This window comes from Klebsiella sp. BIGb0132, assembly GCF_024810075.1.
Classification (GTDB): Bacteria; Pseudomonadota; Gammaproteobacteria; order Enterobacterales; family Enterobacteriaceae; genus Klebsiella; species Klebsiella terrigena.
In genome coordinates, this window is the sequence record NZ_JANUDW010000001.1 from 1,071,962 (window position 1) to 1,094,958 (window position 22,997).

The 22,997-nt window shown below is 59.5% G+C and carries 19 protein-coding genes and 1 pseudogene; 5 read left to right on the forward strand and 15 right to left on the reverse strand.

The features are described from left to right. Positions 1–120 precede the first annotated feature (120 nt). Positions 121–990 (reverse strand): helix-turn-helix transcriptional regulator, encoded by an 870-nt coding sequence (locus M2416_RS04945; RefSeq protein ID WP_259222443.1) that lies wholly within the window; start codon positions 988–990, stop codon positions 121–123. A gap of 109 nt (positions 991–1,099) precedes the next feature. On the opposite strand from M2416_RS04945, the gene M2416_RS04950 reads away from it, so the two are divergent. Together M2416_RS04950 and M2416_RS04955 are read left to right on the forward strand one after the other, a co-directional pair. Continuing rightward, the gene (locus tag M2416_RS04950; protein WP_259222444.1) at positions 1,100–2,527 is read left to right on the forward strand and encodes an MFS transporter; all 1,428 of its coding nucleotides are present in this window, start codon (positions 1,100–1,102) and stop codon (positions 2,525–2,527) included. A gap of 77 nt (positions 2,528–2,604) precedes the next feature. Continuing rightward, entirely contained in the window at positions 2,605–3,849 is a 1,245-nt protein-coding gene (locus M2416_RS04955) for a mechanosensitive ion channel family protein (RefSeq protein WP_076944850.1), read from the forward strand. Positions 3,850–3,851: 2 nt separating this feature from the next. Here M2416_RS04955 and M2416_RS04960 read toward each other — a convergent pair whose 3' ends face one another. Beyond that, positions 3,852–4,832, reverse strand: coding sequence for a LacI family DNA-binding transcriptional regulator (locus M2416_RS04960; RefSeq protein ID WP_076944849.1), 981 nt, complete (start codon positions 4,830–4,832; stop codon positions 3,852–3,854). Between the two features lie 308 nt (positions 4,833–5,140). Between M2416_RS04960 and M2416_RS04965 the strand changes: the two genes are divergently transcribed. Further along, a complete protein-coding gene (locus M2416_RS04965; protein WP_259222446.1) occupies positions 5,141–5,557 on the forward strand; it encodes an Exc2 family lipoprotein in 417 nt (138 codons plus the stop codon). A gap of 38 nt (positions 5,558–5,595) precedes the next feature. Here M2416_RS04965 and M2416_RS04970 read toward each other — a convergent pair whose 3' ends face one another. The 11 genes and pseudogenes from M2416_RS04970 to M2416_RS05020 all read right to left on the reverse strand — a co-directional run bounded on the left by M2416_RS04970 (position 5,596) and on the right by M2416_RS05020 (position 19,319). Then, positions 5,596–6,747, reverse strand: coding sequence for a Gfo/Idh/MocA family protein (locus tag M2416_RS04970; protein ID WP_259222449.1), 1,152 nt, complete (start codon positions 6,745–6,747; stop codon positions 5,596–5,598). After that, positions 6,744–7,772 carry a sugar phosphate isomerase/epimerase family protein gene (locus tag M2416_RS04975; RefSeq protein ID WP_076944846.1) on the reverse strand — a complete coding sequence of 343 codons (1,029 nt, stop codon included), beginning with the start codon at positions 7,770–7,772 and terminating at the stop codon, positions 6,744–6,746. The genes M2416_RS04970 and M2416_RS04975 overlap by 4 nt, the downstream gene beginning before the upstream one ends. 17 nt (positions 7,773–7,789) lie before the next feature. Further along, positions 7,790–8,995 carry an MFS transporter gene (locus M2416_RS04980; RefSeq protein ID WP_166793768.1) on the reverse strand — a complete coding sequence of 402 codons (1,206 nt, stop codon included), beginning with the start codon at positions 8,993–8,995 and terminating at the stop codon, positions 7,790–7,792. A 186-nt stretch (positions 8,996–9,181) separates the two neighbouring features. Then, positions 9,182–10,558: a phenylalanine transporter gene (pheP, locus tag M2416_RS04985; protein ID WP_041144467.1), complete on the reverse strand. Its 1,377-nt coding sequence runs from the start codon at positions 10,556–10,558 to the stop codon at positions 9,182–9,184. Positions 10,559–10,685: 127 nt separating this feature from the next. Next, complete coding sequence (locus M2416_RS04990) at positions 10,686–12,884, reverse strand: TonB-dependent receptor (RefSeq protein WP_259222450.1); 2,199 nt, start codon at positions 12,882–12,884, stop codon at positions 10,686–10,688. 59 nt (positions 12,885–12,943) lie between these two features. Beyond that, positions 12,944–14,029 (reverse strand): YncE family protein, encoded by a 1,086-nt coding sequence (locus tag M2416_RS04995; protein WP_076944844.1) that lies wholly within the window; start codon positions 14,027–14,029, stop codon positions 12,944–12,946. A gap of 333 nt (positions 14,030–14,362) precedes the next feature. After that, positions 14,363–15,667, reverse strand: coding sequence for an NAD(P)/FAD-dependent oxidoreductase (locus tag M2416_RS05000; RefSeq protein ID WP_076944843.1), 1,305 nt, complete (start codon positions 15,665–15,667; stop codon positions 14,363–14,365). A gap of 349 nt (positions 15,668–16,016) precedes the next feature. Next, a pseudogene (locus M2416_RS05005) lies at positions 16,017–16,130 on the reverse strand (aldehyde dehydrogenase family protein); the annotation flags it as partial. Positions 16,131–16,209: 79 nt separating this feature from the next. After that, positions 16,210–17,163, reverse strand: a complete 954-nt coding sequence (locus M2416_RS05010) for an aldo/keto reductase (protein WP_259222456.1) — start codon at positions 17,161–17,163, stop codon at positions 16,210–16,212. Between the two features lie 181 nt (positions 17,164–17,344). Then, the gene (locus tag M2416_RS05015; protein ID WP_041144462.1) at positions 17,345–18,121 is read right to left on the reverse strand and encodes an ABC transporter substrate-binding protein; all 777 of its coding nucleotides are present in this window, start codon (positions 18,119–18,121) and stop codon (positions 17,345–17,347) included. 19 nt (positions 18,122–18,140) lie between these two features. Next, positions 18,141–19,319, reverse strand: a complete 1,179-nt coding sequence (locus M2416_RS05020) for a M20 aminoacylase family protein (RefSeq protein ID WP_076944829.1) — start codon at positions 19,317–19,319, stop codon at positions 18,141–18,143. Between the two features lie 530 nt (positions 19,320–19,849). Here M2416_RS05020 and M2416_RS05025 point away from each other — a divergent pair. Further along, positions 19,850–20,440: a lipid-binding SYLF domain-containing protein gene (locus M2416_RS05025; RefSeq protein ID WP_259222458.1), complete on the forward strand. Its 591-nt coding sequence runs from the start codon at positions 19,850–19,852 to the stop codon at positions 20,438–20,440. A gap of 57 nt (positions 20,441–20,497) precedes the next feature. Here M2416_RS05025 and M2416_RS05030 read toward each other — a convergent pair whose 3' ends face one another. Next, positions 20,498–21,001 (reverse strand): RcnB family protein, encoded by a 504-nt coding sequence (locus tag M2416_RS05030; RefSeq protein ID WP_259222459.1) that lies wholly within the window; start codon positions 20,999–21,001, stop codon positions 20,498–20,500. A 188-nt stretch (positions 21,002–21,189) separates the two neighbouring features. After that, complete coding sequence (locus tag M2416_RS05035; protein WP_041144458.1) at positions 21,190–21,585, reverse strand: hypothetical protein; 396 nt, start codon at positions 21,583–21,585, stop codon at positions 21,190–21,192. A gap of 270 nt (positions 21,586–21,855) precedes the next feature. On the opposite strand from M2416_RS05035, the gene M2416_RS05040 reads away from it, so the two are divergent. Further along, the gene (locus tag M2416_RS05040) at positions 21,856–22,974 is read left to right on the forward strand and encodes an ABC transporter substrate-binding protein (RefSeq protein ID WP_259222461.1); all 1,119 of its coding nucleotides are present in this window, start codon (positions 21,856–21,858) and stop codon (positions 22,972–22,974) included. Positions 22,975–22,997 lie beyond the last annotated feature (23 nt).

The following is a 22,997-nucleotide window of genomic DNA, read 5'->3' on the forward strand; positions in this document are numbered from 1 at the left end:
CTTTTCCTGTCTGCGCGTCACTTTCATTGATAGTCATATCCCTACGGCAATATCGCGTCAGTATGACACGGAAAGCGCGCCGCGGCCTGCCGGCACGGAGCGGCGGCAGGCGAAGCCCTCTCAGCCCTGATTGTCCAGCCACGCCAGCGCCCGCTCTCCGGCCTCATCCATCGGCAGATAGACCAGCAGCCGCGAGCCGTTGCGCGGCGCCGAGTACCAGTACATCTGCTGCAGGCTAAAGCGTCCCAGCTGCGGATGGTTGAAGTTCTTCACCTGATTCTCCACGCCGCGGACCTCGTAGCGCTGGTGCCACAGTGACTCAAACTCCGCCGAGGCGGCGAAAAATCGCGCCAGCTTATTTTCCCACAGCGGATCGCCTCGATGCTCGGCCATCGCCGCGCGGAAATAGGAGACAAAGGTCGCCAGCACGTCGCGGTTTTCAATCCGGCTGCGCCAGGTTTCGTTGGTCAGATACAGGTAGATGCAGTTGCGGTCCTCTTCCGGGAGGCTCGCAAAATCGAGGCCCATCAGGCGGCAGAAGCTCTCGTTCCACGCCACGATATCGAAGTTCGGCTTCTGGATACTGGCCGGCTGCGGCATCAGGCTGTCGAGCATCCGCCGGGTGCCGGGGCTTATCCCTTCGCACACCGTCACCTGCGCGGTTTCCGGCGGCGTCACTCCCGCCAGCACGAACAGGTGCCGGGTCTCCAGCGGGCTGCACTGCAGCGCATTCGCCACCGCAACCAGCACCGATTCCGAGGGGTTAACGTCCCGCCCCTGCTCCAGCCAGGTGTACCAGGTGACGCCGACGTCAGCGAGCATCGCCACCTCTTCGCGGCGCAGGCCGGGCGTACGCCGCCGCCCGACGCGCGGCAGGCCGAGACGCTGCGGATCGAGGCTCTCGCGGCGGGCGCGCAGAAAGGCGCCCAGCTGCTTACGGCTGTCGTCGGGCGCGACCGGCAGCGGCGCGCGTTGCGGCATTACGGTCATATGACCTCCAGCATGGTAGTGCCAATACCAGTATAAGCAGGAACTGGTACCCGTTTAATTTATCGTTGATGCTACGACCATCCGCTGAATGACGCAATGGAGAGATCCAATGAATTCGTCTGCTGTTTCACCCGGCCGCGCCGGTTTATTTCTGCTGTTGACCGGTCAGATGCTGCCGCTGATCGATACCTCGATCACCAACGTCGCGCTGGATTCCATCACCCGCTCGCTGGACGCCAGCGCCACCCAGCTGGAGCTGATCGTCGCGCTCTACGGCGTCGCCTTTGCGGTGTGCCTCGCGATGGGCAGCAAGCTCGGCGATAACTACGGTCGCCGGCGCCTGTTTATGTGGGGCGTGACGCTGTTCGGCGTCGCCTCTCTGCTCTGCGGGATGGCCAGCTCCATCGGCGAGCTGCTGGCGGCGCGTACACTACAGGGCGCCGGGGCGGCGCTGATCGTCCCGCAGATCCTCGCCACCCTGCACGTCACCCTGAAGGGCAGCGCCCACGCGCGCGCCATCAGCCTCTACGGCGGTATCGGCGGGATCGCGTTTATCGTCGGCCAGATGGGCGGCGGCTGGCTGGTCTCGGCGGATATTGCCGGGCTGGGCTGGCGCAACGCGTTCTTTATCAACGTGCCGATCTGCCTGCTGGTGCTGGCCTTTAGCCAGCGCTACGTGCCGGAAACGCGGCGCGAAGGCCACTCGACAATCGACTGGCAGGGCACCTTCAGCCTGGCGCTGATCCTCTGCTGCCTGCTGTTCCCGATGGCGCTGGGGCCGGAGCTGCACTGGCCGTGGACGCTGCAGCTGATGCTGGCGGCGGTGCTGCCGCTGCTGGTATGGATGCGCGCGAGCGCGCTGCGCAAACAGCGCCGCGGCGAGCAGGCGCTGCTGCCTCCGCGCCTGCTCAGACTCACCAGCATTCGCTTCGGCATGGCCACCGCCCTGCTGTTTTTCAGCGCCTGGTCCGGGTTTATGTTCTGCATGGCGCTGACCATGCAGGCCGGTATGGGCATGGCGCCGTGGCAGTCGGGCAACAGCTTTATCGCCCTTGGGGTGGCCTATTTCGTCTCCGCGCTGTACGCGCCCAAGCTGATTGCCCGCTACAGCATGGGGCGGATTTTGCTGATCGGCCTGACGGTGCAGATTATCGGCCTGCTGCTGCTGATGGCGACCTTTTATCACTTCGGCATCCGCACCTCGGCCCTGGCGCTGGTGCCCGCTACCGCGCTGGTCGGCTACGGCCAGGCGCTGATCGTCAACAGCTTTTACCGTATCGGGATGCGCGACATTAGCGCCAGCGATGCCGGAGCCGGCAGCGCGATCCTCAGCACCCTGCAGCAGGCCTCGCTGGGGCTCGGCCCGGCGCTGCTCGGTTCGCTCTTTTTGGCCCTCGCCCGGCGCAGCGGCGGCGACTACGCGCTGGCGCTGATCGACTTTCTGGCGGTTGAGGTGGTGATGATGCTGCTGCTCGGCGCCATCGCCCTGCGCCTGCGCCATCATCTGAATATTCGCCCGCTGGTTGCCGCCTCATAATTCATCGGCGCGTAGCCGGAGATTTGCATAATAGACATCCAGCGGTCATCATAACCGCTGGATGTAAAGGAGACGTTATGCAGGAATTAATATCGCAAATCGCCGCAGCCGGCATCAAAATTACCCCGACAACCTCGCTCATTATTATCTTCGGCATTATTTTTCTGACCGCCATTGTGGTTCATTTAATATTGCACAAGGTGGTACTGAGGACCTTCGAAAAGCGCGCGCAGGCCAGCAGCCACCTGTGGCTACAGATCATTACCCAGAACAAGCTGTTTCATCGGCTGGCTTTTACCCTTCAGGGTATTATCGTCAACGTGCAGGCGGTATTGTGGCTGCAAAAAGGCAGCGAAGCCGCGGAGATATTAACCACCTGCGCTCAGCTGTGGGTGATGGTATATGCCCTGCTGTCCTTCTTTTCGCTGCTGGACGTAGTGTTCAACCTCTCGCAAAAATTCGCCACCGCATCGCAGCTGCCGCTGAAGGGCATATTCCAGGGCATAAAGCTGGTCAGCGCCATTATCATCGGGATTCTGGTGATTTCGCTGCTGATTGGCCAGTCGCCGGCCATTCTGATTAGCGGTCTTGGCGCCATGGCCGCGGTCCTGATGCTGGTGTTTAAGGACCCGATTCTCGGCCTGGTGGCAGGTATCCAGCTCTCCGCCAATGACATGCTCAAGCTCGGTGACTGGCTGGAGATGCCGAAATACGGCGCCGACGGCGCGGTTATCGATATCGGCCTGACGACGGTCAAAGTCCGCAACTGGGATAACACCATCACCACCGTGCCGACCTGGTCGCTGGTTTCGGACTCCTTTAAGAACTGGAGCGGCATGTCGGCCTCCGGCGGTCGCCGAATTAAGCGCAGCCTGAATATTGACACCACCAGCATCCATTTTCTCGATGAGCAGGAGCAGCAGCGTTTAGTCCAGGCGAAGCTGCTGAAACCCTATATGGACTCGCGGCATGAGGAAATCAGCCTGTGGAATCAGCAAAACGCCGCCGATCGCTCGGTGCTGAACCTGCGCAAGATGACCAATATCGGCACCTTCCGCGCCTATTTGCAGGAGTATCTCCGCAACCATCCGCGGCTGCGTAAAGATATGACGATGATGGTGCGCCAGCTGGCCCCGGACGCCAACGGCCTGCCGATTGAGATCTACTGCTTCACCAGCACCGTGGTGTGGGCGGAGTATGAGAGCATTCAGGCCGATATTTTCGACCACATCTTCGCCGTGGTCGACGAGTTTGGCCTGCGCATTCACCAGTCGCCTACCGGCAACGACATTCGCTCGCTGGCCGGGCGTATCGGCGCCTGACCTCAGGTACTGGCGCGGGTAATCACGCGCCAGTCCATCATCACCCGCTCGGCTTGCGCCGTCGGGTTATCAATTTTCTTCAGCAGCAGGGTGACCGCCGTGCGGCCAATATCGCGCGACGGCTGCTCAACGGTGGTCAGCTGCGGCGAGACCATCTCCGCCAGCTCGGTGCCGTCAAAGCCGATCACCGCGATATCTTCCGGCACCCGCAGCCCGGCCTGGGCAATGGCCCGCAGCGCGCCGGCGGCCAGCGAATCCGCCACCGCAAAAACCGCATCAGGCCGCTCTTTCGCCGCCAGCAGGCTTTCCATCGCCGCCTTTCCGGCCGCCGCGCTGAGATCGCTGGCGTAGGCCACCTGCTGATAGCTGAGATCCCGCACGTGCAGCACGCTTTTATAGCCGCGCTCGCGCAGGCGGGCGTAGCGATAGCTCAGGTCGTGGTTGATCAGGGCGATTCGCTGGCGACCGCTCTGCGCCAGGCGCAGCACCGCCCCCTGCGCCGCGTCAAGATCGTTGATCCCCACGCAGGAGATATTGCCGGCGTCGGCGTATTCGGCGCACTGCACCCACGGCGCGTCGCCGATAAGCGTGGTCAGCTCCGGCAGGCTGGCGAGCGCGTTCATCGTAATCACGCCATCGACCATTTTCCCGGAGAGCAGCTGCAGCCCGGAGGTCGATCGCGCCAAATCGGAGCCGGAGTGGCAGAGCAAAATACGATACCCGTGCTTTTCGGCCTCCTCTTCTATCCCCTTCACCACCTCAGCGCAAAAGGGATTGGCGATATTTGAGACCATCACCAGGATCATGTAGCTGCGGGCGGTGCGCAGCTGGCGGGCCAGCAGATTGGGCTGATAGTTGCTTTCCGCAATTGCCTGCAGCACGCGCTCGCGGTTTTTCGCTTTAACGGTCTCGCTGTTGTTGAGCACGCGCGATACCGTCGCCACCGAGACGCCCGCCAGACGAGCAATTTTCTGAATTGACATAGGGGCTGCACTTCCTGCGATAAGCGTAATATGACGCAGGCTATCATAAATGAGCGTGCCGCAGGCATCCAGCATCGTCGGGAGCGGCGCGATGGCCCGCCCGGGGCGTAAAATCCTTCGCCGGGCTAGCCGCGGTGAAAACTATCAATTATCAGGGCTCTTATCTTCGACCGTTTACGCTGTCTTTTTTTTATGCAAAATAGGGCTCAAAGAAGACGCCAGCGGTGCGTTAGCTGCGCCTTCGATAAATATATAATTATTATATTTTCAATAAGTTAATAAACTCATAATTAGGGATGATGTTACCAATGAAATTAAAATCAACGATTATCGCTCTCGGCTGCGCGGCGGCCCTTCTTTCCGGCTGCAGCGCCTCAAAGCCTTCGCCCGAACGCCACGCCTACTATTTTGTCTCCCACCGCTCCGATTTTGTCGGCGGCAACTTTGCCGTCAATGTCCAGGATAATTACCGCTTAAATCTGCCGACGTTCAGCAAAATCTATCAGCTCGGCAAAGCGGATCGCGCGGCGGGAATGAGTGAAAGCGATGCCAGAAGCCGGGCCGAGCAGATTAAGCAGCAGGCCAGCCAGGGGACGAAGACCGAGCACTCTTTTGACGGTAAGGCGGACGATAAGTGGAGCTCATCGATGGAGGATAAGGACGCCCGGCTGTTTGGCCGCGAGCTTTCCGGTGCTTATCTCGATGGTTATCTCGGCGTGAAATAGCCCGGCAGTGCGCCACCCGAGGTGGCGCATCTCCCTCGCTACCGCTCTACGCTGACCCAGCGCTGCTGCTGATGGCTGCGCAAAATAGCCTCAACGATATACATCACGTCCGCCCCTTCATAAAACGAAGCGAACCGCCGGGAGCGCGCATCCGGCATCGCCCCGGCCCGCACCGCCTGGTAGAAGCTCAGCATCATGTTTTTGAAGGCGTCCGGCCAGCCCTCAATGTGGCCGGCGGGGAAGTGGGCGCTGGCGGCAACGTCGCGCTGCATCAGGGAGGGGTCATCGCTGAAGGTCTGATTGGGCCGGTCGCGCTGGCCGACCCACAGCCGCTGGGGGATCTCCTGATCCCACGCCAGGGCGCAGGCGCTGCCGCTGATTTCAACCGTCAGCTGATTCTTCCTGCCGGCGCTCACCTGCGAGACGCTGAAGCAGCCTTTACTGCCGTCATCAAAGCGTACCAGCACCGATCCCCGGTCTTCGGTATCCACCGCCCGCTCCTCGTCGCCCCGACCGTCGCCCTGCTGGCTGAAGGTGGCATCGCCCTGCAAAGCCGCCCGGCGGGTCGGCCACACCGTCGAGAGGTCGGCCATGACCTCGGTGATGCGGCGTCCGGTCATAAACTGCACCGTATCGCACCAGTGCGAGCCGATATCCGCCATCGCCCGCGACGCCCCGCCCAGCGCCGACTCCACCCGCCAGTTGTAATCGGTTTGCAGCAGCATCCAGTCCTGCAAATAGCTGCCGTGCGCCGAAAACAGCCGCCCGACCAGCCCCTCACGGATCATGCTGGCCGCCTGCTGGACCATCGCAAACTGGCGGTAGACAAAGCTTACGCCGTGCACCACCCCGGCCTTTTCCGCCAGCGCCACCAGCTCGTGGGCCTCTTCCGGTCGCATGCACAGCGGCTTTTCCGAGAAGACGTGCAGCCCGGCGCGCAGGATCTGGCGATTAATCTCAGCATGCAGATGGTTCGGCGTGCAGTTGTGCACCACCTGCAGGCCCGGATGCGCCAGCAGGTCTTCGACGCTGCCGTAGGCATGGGCCACGTTCAGCTGCCGGGCCTTCTGCTCGGCCTGCGCCAGGCTGTGGTCGCCCAGCGCCACCACCTCAATATCGCCCACCCGGCGCAGCGCCTCAATATGCGCCGGACCGATAAACCCGCTGCCGATAATGCCAACCTGGATCATCCCTGGACCTCGCTTCCGGCGGCAAAATCATCAAACGCGCGCCCGGAGGCCGGAATGATATGGCGGCGGATAAACTCGCTGCCCTCGCGGGCGCCGGCCTCCGCCTCTTTCAGGCAGCATTCCCACTCCAGCACCGCCCAGCCGGCATAGCCGTACTCGGTGAGCTTGCTAAAAATCCGCTTAAAATCGATCTCCCCGTCCCCCGGCGAGCGGAAGCGCCCCGCCCGCTGAAGCCAGTTCTGGTAGCCGCCGTAAACGCCGCAGCGGCCGTCGCGGCGGAACTCCGCGTCCTTGACGTGAAAGGCTTTTATCCGCTGATGATAGATGTCGATATAGGCCAGGTAGTCCATCTGCTGCAGATGAAGATGGCTGGGGTCGTAGAGCATATTGCAGCGCGGATGGTTATCCACCAGCTGCAGAAAACGCTCGAAGGTCACGCCATCGTGCAGATCTTCCCCAGGATGAATTTCGTAGCACAGATCCACTCCCTGCTGGTCAAAGCCGTCGAGGATCGGCCGCCAGCGGCGGGCCAGCTCGCTAAACGCCTCCTCGAGCAGCTGCGGGTTGTGCGGCGGCCAGGGGTAAAAATAGGGCCACGCCAGCGCCCCGGAGAAGGTGGCGTGCGCCGTCAGGCCTAAGCGCCCGGAGGCGATCGCCGCCTGCTGCAGCTTTTCGCAGGCCCAGCGCTGCCGCGCCTGCGGATTTCCGCGCAGCGCGGGGGGCGCGAAGCCGTCAAACGCCGCGTCGTAGGCCGGATGTACCGCCACCAGTTGCCCTTCCAGATGCGTAGAGAGCTCGCTAATCACCAGCCCGTGCGCCGCCAGCCGTCCCTTAACCTCGTCGCAGTAGGTCTGGCTCGCCGCCGCCTGCTCGAGGTCAAAGATAGCCGGATGGTTGCACGGGATCTGCAGCGCCCGATAGCCCAGCCCCGCGGCCCACTCCGCCAGCCCGTCGAGGGTGTTAAACGACGGCTGCGTGCCGATAAACTGCGCCAGAAAGATGCCCGGCCCCTTGATAGTTCTCATCACCACCTCCGAAAAAATTAGCGCGGCTCTTTCTCGTTATACTGGAAAGAGAAAAGGAAAATCAGTGCGATAACCGCCGCCGCAACCGCCGGGATCCACCAGAAGGTGACCCACGCCTGCGGTACGGCCTGTCCGGCAACCAGCTGGTTATACAGCGCGCCGGAGATTTGCGAACCGAGCAGCATGCCGATGCCGTAGGTGAACATCACGATCATGCTCTGCGCCTGGCCTTTTACCTTCTCCCCCGCCACCCGGTCGGTATAGATAAAGCCGACGACGAAGAAAAAGTCGTAGCACACGCCGTGCAGCAGGATGCCGAGATAGAGCAGGAAGCGCCCCTCTTCGCTGACGCCGAGGGCAAAGAAGGCGTAGCGCACGAACCACGCCAGCATCCCCACCAGCAGCATATATTTCACCCCGAGGCGGCGGAACAGCAGCGGGATCACCAGCATAAAGACGATTTCCGACATCTGGCCGAACGACATCGCGGTGCTGACGTCAGCCACGCCGGCATCCGCCAGGTATGAGGCGGTGTAGGCGTAGTAGGTCCCCAGCGGAATGGAGATCAGCGTGGCGCACAGGCAGAAGATAAAGAAGTGGCGCGTTTTCAGCAGCGCAAAGGCGTCGGCACAGAGCAGATCGCGCAGCTTTACCGGCATCCCCTTCGCCGGCGCCGGCGTATGGGGCAGCGTCAGGCTGTAGAGCGCCAGCACCACCGAGCACAGCGCCGCAAGGCTGAAGATGGCGGTGGTGTTGGAAATACCGGTCACCCCGATGCAGATCCCGGCGATAATCCAGCCGATGGTGCCGAAGACGCGCACCACCGGAAAGGTTTTATCGACGTTCGCCAGGCTGTGGAAAGCGATATTATTGGTCAGCGCCAGCGTCGGCATATAGCACAGCGTATAGCCAAACAGCAGGCCGATCAGCAGCGCGCCGTTTTGCGCGACAAGCGCCTGCGGGACAAACCACAGAATCGCCGCCCCCGCCAGGTGCATCACCGCCATCACCTTCTGCGACGGGAAGAAGCGATCGACCAGCATCCCCAGCACAAACGGCGATAAAATGGAGGCAATCGGCCCGGCGGAGAACGCATCGCCGATCAGCAGCGCCATATCGTAGCGCGTCATCACCAGGCCGAGGGTGACCGACCAGCTCCCCCAGATAAAGAACTGCATAAACATCATTAACGACAGGCGCGGCACCAGAAACCGGTGCTGCACGCGAACACTTTCACGACCTTCAGCTGTTGATACCATTTTGACCGCCCTCAAAAAGTAATCGATTACAAAACCGCTCAATTAACAAAGTAATCGATTACAAAATGAAGATCCTTAAGCAAATGCGCTAAGCGCGAAGAAGATCACAATAAAGGATTACGGCTCCGTCGGACGACGGAGCCGCGGGCGTTACGCCGGACGGCGCAGCAGCTTGAAGACCACAAACAGGAACAGGATCCACACCGGCAGCAGAACGGCCGACAGGCGCATTCCGTCGATCGTGCACATCAGCACCAGAATCAGCCCCAGGAAGGCGATACAGAGATAGTTTCCGCCTGGCGCCAGCAGCGCTTTGAACTTCGACTCGCGTCCCTTACGACGCTGCGCGGCGCGGAATTTCAGATGCGCCATGCAGATCATTATCCAGTTCAGCAGCAGCGTCGCCACCACCAGCGCCATCAGCAGGCCCAGCGCCTTTTGCGGCAGCAGGTAGTTGAGCAGCACCACCAGGGAGGTGATCACCCCGGAGAGGATCAGCGAGTTGACCGGCACGCCGCGCTTGCTGACCCGGGCGAGAAACTTCGGCGCGTTGCCCTGCACCGACAGGCCGAACAGCATCCGGCTGTTGGAATAGACGCCGCTGTTGTAAACCGACAGCGAGGCCACCAGGATGACGAAGTTGAGCGCGGAAGCCACCACGTTGCTGTCGAGATTATGAAAAATCATCACGAACGGGCTGCTGTCAGATTTCACGTCCACCCACGGGTAGAGCGCCAGCAGCACCACCAGCGAACCGATATAGAACAGCAGGATACGGTAGACCACCTGGTTCACCGCTTTCGGAATGCTCTTTTCAGGATTCTGCGCTTCCGCGGCGGTGATACCGATAAGCTCCAGGCCGCCAAAGGAGAACATAATCACCGCCAGCGACATCACCAGGCCGTGCCAGCCGGTAGCCAGAAAGCCGCCGTGACGCCACAGGTTATCGAATCCCGCCTTGCTGCCGCCGTGGCCGCCGAACAGCATCCACAGGCCGAAGCCGATCATCCCGACAATTGCCAGCACCTTAATCAGCGCGAACCAGAACTCCGCCTCGCCGTACAGGCGCACGTTCACGAGGTTAACGGCGTTGATGATAATAAAGAAGACCGCGGCCCACACCCAGGTCGGCACGTCCGGCAGCCAGTACTGCATGTAGATGCCGGCGGCGGTCAGCTCCGCCATGCCCACCAGCACGAACATGACCCAGTAGTTCCAGCCGGAAAGAAAGCCGGCAAACGGGCCCCAGTATTTATAGGCAAAGTGGGCAAACGAGCCGGATACCGGCTCTTCAACAACCATTTCGCCAAGCTGGCGCATGATCAGAAAGGCGATGATCCCGGCGACGGCGTAGCCAATCAGAACCGCCGGTCCCGCCATTTGAATCGCCGGACCAATGCCGAGAAACAGGCCGGTGCCGATAGCGCCGCCGAGGGCGATGAGCTGGATATGTCGGTTCTGTAAACCGCGATGAAGCGTCGGGCCGCCGTGTTCTACGGTATCCGACTGAGTTGACGCGTCTTTCACGTCGATCCCCTGTCATTTTTAGTGAAGGGGCACCTTTTACACTTATGCTCGCCCGACTTCAAGCCGCAGATGCGTTTGTTGCCGGCGACGAGGGGCGAGCCGTCCGGGCCCGCCCCGCGCTTTGGCCTTAGAAATCGTAGCTCATCGATACGCGAACGGTGCGCGGATCGCCCACCGACAGGTAGGTGCCGGAATCATCGACGCCGGACCAGTACTTCTCGTTGGTGACGTTGGTCACCCCCGCACGCCAGACCATTTCGTTACCATCGGCGTTGAGGCGCATGCGGTAGCGCACGCCCAGATCGAGGGTGGTATAGCTGTCGAGCTTCTTCGTATTCGCCGCATCGGCGTACTGCGAACCGGTGTGGTTAACGCGAGCGGTGGCCGTCAGGCCCTCGACCGGCTTGATGTCATACTCGGCCCCCAGCACCGCATAGAAGCGCGCCACGCCAACCGCGTCTTTTCCGTCGTTGACGCCCTTAGCCGTTTTGGTCTGCTCGGGATCGAGCCACTGCGTGCTGCCGTTGAGGCGCAGCCCCAGCATCGGCTCACCGAAGACGTTCAGCTCGGCGCCGCGGTTGCGCTGTTCGCCGTCCAGCCCGTAGTAGCCGTTAGCATCGGAAATCGCGTTCGGCTTTTTGATTTGAAACAGCGCCAGCGACCCGCCGACGGTGCCGTAGTCAACCTTCACGCCCACTTCATCCTGCTTCGAGTGCGCGATCCCGGTGCTCTGCCCGGCGTTGACGGCGGTATTCGGCGCCACGCTGCCCGGCTGCAGCGCTTCGGTATGGTTGGCGTACAGCGACAGCGTTTCCCACGGCTTGTAGACGAGGCCCACGGTCGGCGTCCAGCGGCTTTGGGTATAGAGTGAAGCGGGGTCCTCCACGCCGGTTTTATTGCTGTAGTTACGCACCACCACCTTCTGATGACGGGCGGCGGCGGTCAGCAGCACCTTATCGTTAAAGAAGCCCAGCGTATCGCTCAGCAGCCAGCCCTGAGTGCGGCTGCGCGAGGTGGTCAGGGGGTCGAAGTAGTTGCCGCCAAACAGGGTGTTATCCGGCATCGGCACACCGTGATTGTCATAAATATTGGTGGTCGGGTTTTTCGTCGACATCCGCCACGCGGTTTTATCGCGCTTGATCTGCGCCGAGTAGCCGACGTTGACCTGATGGGAAATCGCGCCGGTGTTGAAATCACCGCGCACGCCGCCCATACCGCTGAAAGCGTCGATAATCCGGTTGGTGTCCAGGCGTCCGGCGGTGGCGTCGCCGTTTTCATTCAGCAGCTTCGCGGTGCTGTAGGTGCCGGTCTCGTGCGCGTGCTGGCCGCCGAGGGAGCCGTACAGCGTCCAGCTGTCGCTGAGATCGTATTCCGCCTTCGCCATCCCGAATTCGTTCTCGATATCGCTATAGCCCCACTTCTGGCCGTAGTTTTTGCGGTTATCCGGCACCGCGGGCACGAAGTCAACGCCGCTGACGTTCACCCCCATCTCGCCGCCGTGGAAGGTTTTTTTCTGGTAGCCAAAGTCGAGCGATGAACGGAAGCGGTCGCTGCGGTAGTCCAGCCCCAGGGAGGCCAGCGTCGTACGACGGCGGTCGTTTTCCACCGCCGCTTCGCCTTCGCGATGCACCAGGTTGACGCGCGCGCCGAACTGGTTGTCATCGCCAAAACGACGGCCGAGGTCGAGGCTGCCGCCGACCTGAGAATCGGAGGTATAGTCGACGCCCACCCTGGCGGTTGGGATATCCTCAGCCCGCTTCGGCTCAAGGTTGATCATCCCGCCGACGCCGCTGCTGGCCGCGCCGTTGAGCAGGCCGTTGGCGCCCTTGAAGACCTCTACCCGCTCCAGCATCTGGGTATCCATCACCTGACGCGGCACCACGCCAGCGAGGCCGCCCATGGTCATGTCGTCGCCGTCGAGCTTAAAGCCGCGAATGCGGTAGGTTTCGGCAAAGTTACCGTAGCCCTGCACCGTCTGGATCCCGGCATCGTTGCTGACCACGTCGGCAATGGTGCGCGCCTGCTGGTCCTGAATCAGCTTTGCGGTGTAGCCGATGACGTTAAAGGGGACGTCCATCGCCTTTTGTTCACCGAGCATGCCCAGCCGGCCGCCGTGGGCAATCTGCCCGTCGAGGAAGGCCGGCACCACCAGATCGCCGCCGGCTTTAAAATCGCCGCCTTCGCTCGCCTGGACGACCATAACCTCTTCGTTTTTTTTGCCGGCGCTGGCGTCGTCCGCCGCCGCAGCGCCCTGGGCGATGGCGCCAATCGTTAACGCCAGCAGCGTTTTACGCAGCGGGAAGGATGAAGTATGAGTGACGTGCATAATATGTCCCGTGGAGGAGAAAAAGTGAAACAAAGGGCCCGCTGGCGGGCCAATTTTAGTTATTGATTCGCCAGGTCGAGGCGGACAACGCTGTCCGGGCCTTTGGTCGAATGATCTTTATTAAACGGCTGCTTGACGGTCACGAACAGCGTCTGACCATCGGCTGAGAGCAGCAGGCTGTTGGGGTTAGCCGGGATATCCCACTGACGCTTCTGCGCATAGCTGGTGCCGTCGAGGCTGATGACCTTGCCGGACTCGCGCTGGGAGATATAAATCTCATTGCGTTTCGGGTTGAACAGCACCGCCAGCGAGTCGCCCACGTCGAGCTGCTTAATCACCTTGCCGCTGTGAATATCCAGCACCAGGGTGGTTTTCGCTTTCGAGTTATCGGTGACGAACAGGCGGCCGGTTTCGCTATCTTCGGCAATATTCAGCAGCAGCGCCGGCTTGTCGCCCAGCGGCTTCCAGCGCTGCTCAACGCGGTTATTGCGCGGGTTGATAACGAGGATCTCTCCGCCGCCGTTGGCCGCGTACAGGCGCCCGGTTTGCGCGGAATAGTGCAGGCCGGTCATCCATTTGCCGGTGTTTTTAATCCGCGTTTTCAGCTTCAGCGTGTTGGCGTCAACCACCCAGATTTGCGCCGGGTCGGCAACCGCACCCACGTAGAGAGTGTCGTTCAGCAGCAGGATCTGGCGCGCGCCGTACGGCAGGCCTTTATCGTTGCGCTCGCTAAACAGCAGGCGCTTTTTGACTTTGCCGGTAGCGGTATCAATGGCGCTGATGCCGCCGTCGAGGGAGTTGGTGACGAACAGCGTTGCGCCATCCGGCGATATCTGGACGGCAAAGTTTTTCAGGTCGGTGTAGCTCAGGCCGATGGTCTTCAGGGTTTTCGGGTCGAGCTTATAGACCGCCCCGCCCTGCACGTCTTTAAAACCTTCGGCGCTGGCAACGTACAGCGCATCGCCTTTCGGGCTCAACGCCATTTCATAGAGGCCTTCAGCCAGCTCGCGCTTCAGCGGCTGCGCCGCGGTAACAGCGGCGGCGCTTTCGACAGCCGGTTGAGCAGCGGGAGGTGTATGGGTAGCGGCGCAGCCGCTTAGGACCGCAGAGATAGCCAGCGCGAGGGCCGGAATAGCGTATTTCACAGGAGGAATCCTTTACATAATCAATGACCTGATGGTAGCTCCTGGCCGATATTTTTTGCTTCAGCCTTGCCGTACCGAGCCCCACCCTACGCCTTCGCTGTTTCCCTGTGAGCGACTCACTGACGCAGGTCATTCCCTACTTAGCCTGCAAACAAAAAGAAGAATGAGAACTATACTCATTATCGACACTCAGGCAAGCGTAATCGCTTCCGTTGCGGGTAAAAACAATAATCTGCTGATTTTAGAACATGATACGCGAAGAGATTTGTCGCCAGCCTGGGAGCGGGACGTTGCGCCTTCCCGGACGACGCCGTCCGGGAGGCTATCTCATCTTTAGTGCAGCTTGAGATGCGGACGAATGATGCGGTTAATCCCGCCGGAGAGCATCAGCAGGCCGGTTTTCAGGTAGCCGTGCAGCGTCACCTGATGCATACGGTACAGCGAATCGTAGACCAGACGCGCGAGCCTGCCCTCCACCATCATCGGCCCCACCGGCAGATGGCCCATAATGCTCCCGAGGGTGGTATAGCCTGAGAGCGAGACCAGCGAGCCGCGGTCGCGATAGACGAACGATTTCAGCGGTCGGCCCTTCAGCTGCGCAATAATGTTATTCGCCGTGAAGAGGGCCATCTGGTGAGCCGCCTGGCCGCGCGGAGGAATAAATCCCCCCTCCGGGCGCGGGCAGGCGGCGCAGTCGCCGAAGGCAAAAATATGGCTATCGCGGGTGGTCTGCAGCGTCGGCTCAACGACCAGCTGGTTAATCCGGTTGGTCTCAAGGCCCGCAATGTCGCGCATAAAGTCCGGCGCCTTAATGCCGGCCGCCCACACCATCAGATCCGCGCTAATTACGCTGCCGTCTTTGGTGTGCAGCCCCTGCTCGTCGGCGCGGGTAATCAGGGTTTGGGTCATCACGTTGACGCCCAGCTTCGTCAGCTCATCGCGCGCGGCCAGGGAGATGCGCTCCGGCAGCGCCGGCAGAATACGCTCGCCGGCTTCAACCAGGCTGACGTTCAGCGCCTCGTTGGTCAGATGCTTATAGCCGTAGCGCTGCAGCTCTTTCACCGCATTGTGCAGCTCGGCCGACAGTTCGACGCCCGTCGCCCCGCCGCCGACAATGGCAATATTCACCTTGCCGAGGTTCTGCGGGTTAGCCGAATGCCTGAGGAACAGGTTAAGCATCTGCTGATGGAAGCGTTTTGCCTGCTCGGCGCTGTCGAGGAAAATACAGTTCTCTTTTACCCCGGGGGTATTAAAGTCGTTGGAGGTGCTGCCCAGCGCCATCACTAAGGTATCCCAGCCGAGGGTGCGTTCGGCAACCAGAAGCTCGCCGTTTTCATCGCGCAGTTCCGCCAGGACGAGGGTTTTCGCGTCGCGATTAATATCGATAACGGCGCCGTGCTGGAACTCAAAATAGTGCTTACTGGCATGCGCCATAAAGCTCAGAGCGTCCACGCCGGCATCCAGCGATCCGGTCGCCACCTCATGCAGCAGCGGCTTCCACAGGTGGCTGTGGCTGCGATCGACGAGGATAATCTGGGCCTTATTACGGCGGCCAAGCTTATTCCCCAGCTGCGTGGCCAGCTCCAGCCCGCCGGCACCGCCGCCGACAATGACAATTTTTTTTAATGGCGCAGTCACTGCAACCTCCTAAAAAATAAAAAACCAATGTTAATTAAAAGTTGTTAATTAAAAATTATTAAGCAATATTTAATTAACAACATTTCGCCGAATAGCAATAAGCAAAAGAAATAATTCCGCAGCCTGTAGTAATAACGCCAAAATGGATAAGCCGCCATTTTTAATCCGCTTATTATTGTACAAGTTTTCGCTGAATTTTCTGGCACACATATATGAGGTAAATAAAAAGGCCACTAAGTTGTTAGCTAGCGGCCGGAGGGAGGATAATTTAAACATTAACCCAAAGTATTATTTTATTACCGACAAGAGTTAAACCTTAAAGAGTATATTCCGTCAGGCCCGTCGGCTATTAATAGCGCACCATCACGGATTTAAGTTCAGTGTAATCATCAATAAACGCGCTGCCAAACTCGCGCCCGATGCCCGAGCCTTTCATGCCGCCAAAGGGGACCGCCGGGTCGGCGCCAGCGCGCAGGTGCTGAACGTAACGACGCACCGCTAGCCGGGAAAGGCCGGAGCCAGACGGCTCCGGCAGGCGGCCATCAGGCGCTGGCGATCTCGAGCCGCGCCAGCTGCGCGGCGTTGAGCGTCAGCCCAGCGGCGCGGGCAAAGCTCTCAACCTGGGCGACGCTGGTGGCGCTGGCGATCGGCGCGGTCACCCCTTCCCGGCTCATCAGCCAGGCGAGGGCCACCTCCGCCGGCTTAGCGTTGTGCTGCCCGGCAACCTCTTCGAGGGTATCGAGAATACGCATCCCGCGCGGATTGAGGTATTTGGCGATGCCGCCGCCGCGCTGGCTCTGCGCCAGGTCGGACTGCTGGCGGTATTTGCCGGTTAAAAAGCCGGAGGCCAGACTGTAGTAGGTCACCACGCCAATCTCGCGGCTGATGCAGAGATCGCAGAGCGCGCCTTCGAAGGCGGAGCGGTGATAGAGATTATATTCCGGCTGCAGCACCTGCCAGGCCGGCAGGCCGCCCTTGCGCGCCACCTCCAGCGCCGCCGACAGCTGCTGCGCGTCGAGGTTCGAGGCGCCGGTCGCGCGGATTTTTCCCGCCTGCTGCAGGGCCTGGAACGCTTCCAGGGTTTCCGCCAGCGGAGTTTGCGGATCCGGCCAGTGGGCAAAATAGAGATCGATATAGTCGCTATTCAGGCGGCGCAGGGAGTGGTCTACCGCCTGCTGGATCCAGGCTTTGCTCAGCCCTTTTTGCCCGTCGGGCCCCATATCTGAGCCGACCTTGCTGAAGATTTTAACCCGCTCACGCATCCCCGGCCGCGCCTGCAGCCAGCGGCCGATTATCGTTTCCGACTCTCCGCCCTGATTGCCGTCCGCCCAGCGGGAGTAAACGTCCGCCGTATCGATAGCGTCAAAGCCGTGGTCAACGAAAGCATCAAGAATGGCAAAACTGGTTTTTTCATCGCAGGTCCAGCCGAAAACGTTGCCGCCAAAGACCAGCGGCGCAATGGAAAATCCGGTTTTGCCCAATGGACGTGTCATCATGCCGTTCACTCCTTATTGACCCGTCGTCCTTCAGGTTGCCCGCGCCCGGCCTGGTTCAACTCGAATGAGTGAGGGTCTCGTTTATATTCTGCGTCCTGCGTTATCGGGCCAGGGTCAGAAATGATAGTAGAGAAAGGAAGCCTGAGGCGGGCTTTCCGTGCCCGCCGCCTGCATAACCGCATTATGTCCCGGAATAGACGTCAAAGCTAAAATATTTCCCGGCCAGTTTTTTATAGGTTCCGTCGGCAAGAATTTTGGCAATTGCGCCGTTAATCTCCTGACGTAAGGCGTCGTCGTCCTTGCGCAGGCCAATGGCCGCCCCGGCGCCAAACAGCTTATCATCCTGCAAATGACCGCCAACGAAGGCGAAATCTTTGCCCTGAGGCTGCTGCAGGAAGCTGTAGTCCGCCATCATTCCGGAAAGCACCGCGCCGTCGATACGCCCGGACTCCAAATCCCGCACCACGCTGTCGGCGCCCTGGTAGGCCACGATATTAATTCCCGCCGGACGCCAGTGCTGATTCACGTAGGTTTCCTGCGCCGAGCCCTGCTCCACGCCGATGGTTTTGCCCTTCAGCTGCTCCGGCGTATTGCCGCTCAGCGTATTTTTACGCGCCACGAGGAACACCGGGCCGTTATAGAGCTTGTCGCTAAAGCCAATCTGCTCTTTACGCTTCTCGGTCATATACATACCGGAGAGAATGGCGTCAAATTTACGCGCCTTCAGCGCCGGAATGATGCCGTCGAAGTTGCTTTCCACCCACACGCATTTGGCCTGCAGCTGCTGGCAGATGGCGTTGCCTAAATCAATATCGAAACCCGCCAGCTTGCCCTGCGGATCCTTCCATTCAAACGGCGCAAAGGTCGGGTCGACGCCAAAGCGAATTTCCTTATTTTCTGCGGCCAGCGCCGACGTTGAGGCCATCAGCGCAACCCACAGCAGAAGTGATTTTTTCATTATTTACGAGCTCCAGAGATCAGCGGCAGTGCGTTTCAACTAACCGGGCGAAAAGCGTCGCGCCGGTGCTAATAATGTCATCATTAAAGTCGTAGCCTGGGTTATGCACCATGCAGCTGCCCTTGCCGCCCTTCTCGCCGTTGCCCAGCAGGAAGTAGCAGCCCGGACGCGCCTGCAGCATAAAGGCAAAATCTTCGCTGGCGTTCATCGGCGCGATCGACGCCAGCACCTTCTCGCTGCCGAAGACCTCCAGCGCCAGCGCCCTGGCAAACGCCGTCTCTTCCTCGCTGTTGGTCAGCACCGGATAGGAGTCATAAACCTCGATCTCGCTGGTTGCGCCGTAGCTTTTGGCGGTGAACTCGGTGATTTCGTGGATGCGTTTAATCAGCAGATCGCGGACCTCGGGCTTCATCGCCCTTACGGTCAGCTCCATCACCGCGCTTTCAGGAATGACGTTGGAGGCGATGCCCGACTGGAAGGTGCCGACGGTGACGACGGCGGTTTCTCCCGGCGGCACGTTGCGCGCGACGATGCTCTGCAGGGCCATCACCAGCGCCGCGCCGGCCAGAATGGGGTCAACCGTGCGGTCAGGGTGAGCGCCGTGGCCGCCGTAGCCGTGAACGGTGATTTTGACCGTATCCGCCGAGGCCATAAAGTTGCCGGCATAAAAGCCGAGCTTGCCGACCGGCAGCCCCGGCATGTTGTGCAGCGCAAAGATGCGCTCGCAGGGGAAGCGATCGAACAGCCCGTCTTTAATCATTAAATCCGCCCCGCCGATGGCCTCTTCCGCGGGCTGGAAAATTAGGTGCACGGTGCCGTTAAATTCGCAGGCCGGAGAAGCGATATACTTTGCCGCCGCCAGCAGAATAGTGGTGTGGCCGTCATGGCCGCAGGCGTGCATTTTTCCCGCCACGGTGCTGGCCCAGGGCAGGTCGGTGGTTTCAAAAATCGGCAGCGCGTCCATATCGGCGCGCAGCCCGATGGTGCGCGGCGAATCGCCCTTGCGCAATGAACCGACCAGCCCGGTTTTTCCCAGCTCGCGGGTCACCTGATAGCCCCACTCCGTCAGCTTTCCGGCCACCAGTTCGCTGGTATTAAACTCTTCGAGGCTTAATTCCGGATTGGCATGTAAATAATGACGGATCGCAATCATTTCATCTTCAGCTGCTTTAATTTCTGGAATTACAAAATCGGTCATGCCGGTCTCCGGGAAATAAGATCGTCATTCTGCCTGCATCCGCGTTGGCAATAGTCCGGCCGCTCCCGTTTTCGCCCGGTCGGGCGCGGTGTACGGCCGCTAATCCGGGTAAACGCCTGGGCGTTCGCCGCGCTGCAGAGCAAAATTCATTGGGTCAGGATATCTTCAATAATTGAGGTTCCGACGGCGCCGAAACCTGAAGGATGAAGAATATACTCAGAGTCAATAACTTATCTGGATAAGCGGTTATTGCAAGCAGCATTTCTAATTCCTGAGGGAGCCATCATCTTATTTACTAATGATTATTCAGCGCCTTATCAAAGGCGCTGGGGAAAATACGCCGGCGCCTGGCGCAGTAGAAAACGCGCCGCCGGGCAGGCTATTTCGCCCCGACAGGAAGCAGAGTAATAAGCTAATAAACAGGCAAAATTTAAATATAAACTTTTAAGTTCTGGGCCTTTATCACAATTTCATTCTACGATCGCCGACCTTAATCCCGTTTATCGCAACCCATACGGCAGAGTGTAAAAATGAGATATCAGCTCCTTTTTCTGGCATCGGTGCTGGCGCTCGCCGGCTGCAGCGCGCAGGGCGATACCGCCAGCCAGCAGCGCGCCAGCATTCAAAAAATGCGTACCGAAACGCTGAGCAAACTTTATTCCCTGCACCCGGAAGCCCGCGCCGATATTCAGCATGCCGACGGCTACGCGGTATTTGCCAGCAACAGCAGCAAAATTCTGCTGTTCGGCTTCGGCAGCGGCTATGGCGTCGTTAAAGACATCCGCAGCGGTAAAGATACCTATATGAAAATGGCCCAGGGCGGTGCCGGCGTGGGAATGGGGATAAAACAGCAGCGCACCGTGGTGGTGTTCCACGATAAAGCGGCGCTGAATAATTTTATCACCCGGGGCTATGTCGTCGGAGCCGATGCCAACGCGGCGGCGAAATATGACGATAAGGGCATTGCGCCGGTCGGCGCCTCGGCCAACGGCGTCGCGAAGGAGACCGCGTCCCTGCCTTCGAAGGTTAACGTCTACGAAATGACCGAAAAAGGGCTGGCCGCCCAGGCGATGATTAACGGCTACAAGTACTGGCCGGATGACGAGCTGAATAAAAGATAGGGCAGGCGCTCCCGGAGACGGTACGCAATACCGCTCCGGGATGCCGCAGGCTAGCGGCTAGTTGTTGAGAAGACCATTCACCAGAATTGAGGTGATGATCCCGGTCGCCGCCGCAATCAGTACGTAGTTACCGTCAATATAGGACCAGTGCTGCCCCTGAGGAGGCGCCGGCAGGCCGCGATCGTTCCAGTTATTAATCCGGTACGCGCTGCCGCGATAGTGCTCAGGCGCGGGCTGGCCTTTGCGGAAGTCGTGGCCGTTCCAGGCAAAATGCTCCTGCTCGTGGCGATCCTGACGATGCTGCTGCGAAGCGCCGGCGCGCCCCTGCTCGCCGCTATTCGGTCCACGATGATTGCCGTTATCCTGATGGCCGTTCGCCTGGTTTCCCTGCGGCCCGTTGCCGGGCCCCTGCTGACGATTGCCGTCGTTTTTGCCGTGCCCGGACTCATTTTGCCATACCTGCTGCTGGCCGGGAGCGTTGTTGCCATTCGGGCCGTCGGCGTAGGCCAGCGACGTGAGCGTGCAGGATAAAATAACTGCCAGAGTAATAATCTTTTTCATTGTCCACCTCCTGATATATTTCCTTTTTACCGGCGGAATGTGGAGAAACGGTGAGTATCGGGATAACCAGGAGTATTCCTGGCATATTGTCGCGGGCGCTAATCTTAATAATCTGGTGGATATGGCGTTTGCCAGAACCCAATAAAAAAGGCCGCTTGCGCGGCCCTTTTATACAGAACAGTCAGTATTTACTCAGTGACTTTCTTTTTCAAATCGTCAGCACCTTGCTTGGTTTTATCCCAGCCTTCTTCGGTGACGGCTTTGGTTTTATTCCAGCCTTTTTCAGTGCCTTCTTTGGTCTTATCCCAACCCTTCTCGGTACCTTCTTTGGTCTTGTTCCAGGTTTTCTGCGTGCCTTCGCTGACCTTGCTGCCCAGGCTATCGCTTTTGCCTTCAGCCGCGTGCTGAGACTTGAGCTTCAGCTCATCGCCTTCATTCTGGGCCTTATGCAGCTTTTCCTTCGCCGTGTTAGCCCCTTCATGGGCCGCCGCGACGGTTTCATCAGTAGCGTGTGTGGTGGTGGTTGCAGCAAAAACGGGAGCTGCTACCAGAATCGCAGATAACGCAATCATTGCCTTTTTCATAATTTCCTCTCTAACGTGCTTAGTGTTATGAGTCGCATTCAGCATGGCACAAGATTCTGCCGTTTGGCTTTAGGGATAGTTCTTAAAACTGCCTCTGGCGCTTACCGCCTGTTTTTTAGGCAGTTAAGCGCCGATCGCGGCCATTCTCATCAACTCCTGCAAAGTTGTTACATTTTATGAAATCGACGTTTCATATATCTGCCGTTTATTTTCACACGAGAATAATTATCAAAATCATTATATTTATAATTAGCAAACGGAACTCACATTATGGCAATGAAATCAGTAAGTTCGCTTATTCTTACTGCGCTAATCTCCGCCCCGCTGTCCGGCTATGCCACCCAGTATCCGCTCACCGTGACCGACCTCGACGGCCGAAGCATTACTCTCCCACACGAGCCGCAGCGCATCATCCTGCAGGACGGCCGGGATATTATGGCGCTGGCGCTTCTCGACCGCGATAACCCCTTTAAGCGGCTGGTTGCCTGGAATAATCTGGCGAAAAAACAGGACGTTGAAACCTGGAAGATGCTGCAGCAGAAGTGGCCGCAGTCGGCGAGCATTCTGGATATGGGCTTTAGCGATAAGGGCAATATTGACCTTGAAAGCGTGATTTCCCGCCAGCCGGACCTGATGATTGCCCAGCTGCGTGCGAAGCCGGCGCTGGAAGAGAGCGGCATTATCAGCAAGCTCGGCGCGCTCAATATTCCGGTGCTGTTTGTCGATTATGAAGTGAACCCGGCGAAGGATACCGCCCCGAGCATCGACCTGCTGGGCCAGGTGCTCAACCGTGAAAGCAACGCCAAAGCCTATACCGACTACTATCGCCAGCAGCTGCAGGCGATTCGCCAGAAAACCGCCGCCATCGCGCCGAAGGCGAACGTCTTCGTCGAGGCGCTGGCGGGCAACAGCGACGCCTGCTGCTTTACCCACGGACATAGCGGCTGGGGCGGGCTGGTTGAAGCGGTGGGGGCCAATAACATCGGCGCGCAGGTGCTGCCAGGCGCCTCCGGCTTTGTGGCGCTGGAGAAGGTAATTAGCATGAAGCCCGACGCCTATATCATGACCGGCTCAAAACGCGGCAACAGCCAGGTTCTGCCGCTGGGCTACCGGGTTAACCCGCAGGAGGTGAACGCCCAGGCTCAGGTTCTGCTCTCGCGGACCGGCGTCAGCGCCATCCCACCGGTGAAGGCCGGCCGGGCCTACGGGATCTATCACCACTTCTACAACCATCCGTGGAATATCGTCGGTATGGAGTATCTGGCGAAAGATATCTATCCGCAGACCTTTAGCCGCCTCAGCCCGGATGACAGCTACCGCTATATCGTGCGCCATTTCACCACCCTGCCCGACCTGCCCTTCGTCTTTTCCTGGAAACAAGGTGAGTAAGCGCCCATGAGCTCGACGACTGA

What these genes read in the sequence shown, in the direction of transcription:
- M2416_RS04945 (WP_259222443.1), bottom strand. Translation starts at nt 990, where the DNA reads ATGACCGTAATGCCGCAACGCGCGCCGCTGCCGGTCGCGCCCGACGAC.
- M2416_RS04950 (WP_259222444.1), top strand. Translation starts at nt 1,100, where the DNA reads ATGAATTCGTCTGCTGTTTCACCCGGCCGCGCCGGTTTATTTCTGCTG.
- M2416_RS04955 (WP_076944850.1), top strand. Translation starts at nt 2,605, where the DNA reads ATGCAGGAATTAATATCGCAAATCGCCGCAGCCGGCATCAAAATTACC.
- M2416_RS04960 (WP_076944849.1), bottom strand. Translation starts at nt 4,832, where the DNA reads ATGTCAATTCAGAAAATTGCTCGTCTGGCGGGCGTCTCGGTGGCGACG.
- M2416_RS04965 (WP_259222446.1), top strand. Translation starts at nt 5,141, where the DNA reads ATGAAATTAAAATCAACGATTATCGCTCTCGGCTGCGCGGCGGCCCTT.
- M2416_RS04970 (WP_259222449.1), bottom strand. Translation starts at nt 6,747, where the DNA reads ATGATCCAGGTTGGCATTATCGGCAGCGGGTTTATCGGTCCGGCGCAT.
- M2416_RS04975 (WP_076944846.1), bottom strand. Translation starts at nt 7,772, where the DNA reads ATGAGAACTATCAAGGGGCCGGGCATCTTTCTGGCGCAGTTTATCGGC.
- M2416_RS04990 (WP_259222450.1), bottom strand. Translation starts at nt 12,884, where the DNA reads ATGCACGTCACTCATACTTCATCCTTCCCGCTGCGTAAAACGCTGCTG.
- M2416_RS05010 (WP_259222456.1), bottom strand. Translation starts at nt 17,163, where the DNA reads ATGATGACACGTCCATTGGGCAAAACCGGATTTTCCATTGCGCCGCTG.
- M2416_RS05015 (WP_041144462.1), bottom strand. Translation starts at nt 18,121, where the DNA reads ATGAAAAAATCACTTCTGCTGTGGGTTGCGCTGATGGCCTCAACGTCG.
- M2416_RS05020 (WP_076944829.1), bottom strand. Translation starts at nt 19,319, where the DNA reads ATGACCGATTTTGTAATTCCAGAAATTAAAGCAGCTGAAGATGAAATG.
- M2416_RS05025 (WP_259222458.1), top strand. Translation starts at nt 19,850, where the DNA reads ATGAGATATCAGCTCCTTTTTCTGGCATCGGTGCTGGCGCTCGCCGGC.
- M2416_RS05030 (WP_259222459.1), bottom strand. Translation starts at nt 21,001, where the DNA reads ATGAAAAAGATTATTACTCTGGCAGTTATTTTATCCTGCACGCTCACG.
- M2416_RS05035 (WP_041144458.1), bottom strand. Translation starts at nt 21,585, where the DNA reads ATGAAAAAGGCAATGATTGCGTTATCTGCGATTCTGGTAGCAGCTCCC.
- M2416_RS05040 (WP_259222461.1), top strand. Translation starts at nt 21,856, where the DNA reads ATGGCAATGAAATCAGTAAGTTCGCTTATTCTTACTGCGCTAATCTCC.